Origin of the sequence: Enterobacter sp. PL1, from assembly GCF_945957325.1 — a bacterium.
GTDB lineage: Bacteria > Pseudomonadota > Gammaproteobacteria > Enterobacterales > Enterobacteriaceae > Enterobacter > Enterobacter roggenkampii.
In genome coordinates this window covers 1-1,059 of the sequence record NZ_CAMFKT010000086.1, presented here as the reverse complement: position 1 = coordinate 1,059, position 1,059 = coordinate 1, and the positions used below count along the sequence as shown (strand labels likewise).

The 1,059-nt window shown below is 52.8% G+C and carries 1 protein-coding gene; it reads left to right on the top strand.

Annotated elements, in window-relative coordinates:
• Window positions 1-34: 34 nt before the first annotated feature.
• Window positions 35-1,003, top strand: coding sequence for an IS5 family transposase (locus tag N6P30_RS24360; protein ID WP_072202995.1), 969 nt, complete (start codon window positions 35-37; stop codon window positions 1,001-1,003).
• The last annotated feature ends 56 nt before the right edge of the window (window positions 1,004-1,059 follow it).

Genomic DNA, 1,059 nt, shown 5'->3' with positions numbered 1-1,059 from the left:
ATGGCTTTGTTGAATAAATCGAACTTTTGCTGAGTTGAAGGATCAGATCACGCATCCTCCCGACAACACAGACCATTCCGTGGCAAAGCAAAAGTTCAGAATCACCAACTGGTCCACCTACAACAAAGCTCTCATCAACCGTGGCTCCCTCACTTTCTGGCTGGATGATGAGGCCATTCAGGCCTGGTATGAGTCGGCAACGCCTTCATCACGAGGAAGGCCCCAGCGCTATTCTGATCTCGCCATCACCACCGTTCTGGTGATTAAACGCGTATTCCGGCTGACCCTGCGGGCTGCGCAGGGTTTTATTGATTCCATTTTTGCCCTGATGAACGTTCCGTTGCGCTGCCCGGATTACACCAGTGTCAGTAAGCGGGCAAAGTCGGTTAATGTCAGTTTCAAAACGTCCACCCGGGGTGAAATCGCACACCTGGTGATTGATTCCACCGGGCTGAAGGTCTTTGGTGAAGGCGAATGGAAAGTCAGAAAGCACGGCAAAGAGCGCCGTCGTATCTGGCGAAAGTTGCATCTTGCTGTTGACAGCAACACACATGAAGTTGTCTGTGCAGACCTGTCGCTGAATAACGTCACGGACTCAGAAGCCTTCCCGGGCCTTATCCGGCAGACTCACAGAAAAATCAGGGCAGCCGCGGCAGACGGGGCTTACGATACCCGGCTCTGTCACGATGAACTGCGCCGCAAAAAAATCAGCGCGCTTATTCCTCCCCGAAAAGGAGCAGGTTACTGGCCCGGTGAGTACGCAGACCGCAACCGTGCCGTTGCTAATCAGCGGCTGAGCGGAAGCAATGCACGGTGGAAATGGACAACGGAATATAACCGTCGCTCGATAGCGGAAACGGCAATGTACAGAATGAAGCAGTTGTTGGGAGATTCACTGACGCTGCGTGACTACGATGGTCAGGTATCGGAAGCTATGGCCATGGTGCGTGCGTTGAACAGGATGACAAAGGCTGGGATGCCAGAAAGCGTGCGTATTGCCTGAAAATCCAGCCAGCTACAGGGTCGTTCGCACGAAATCTTATTTATTCAACAAAGCCC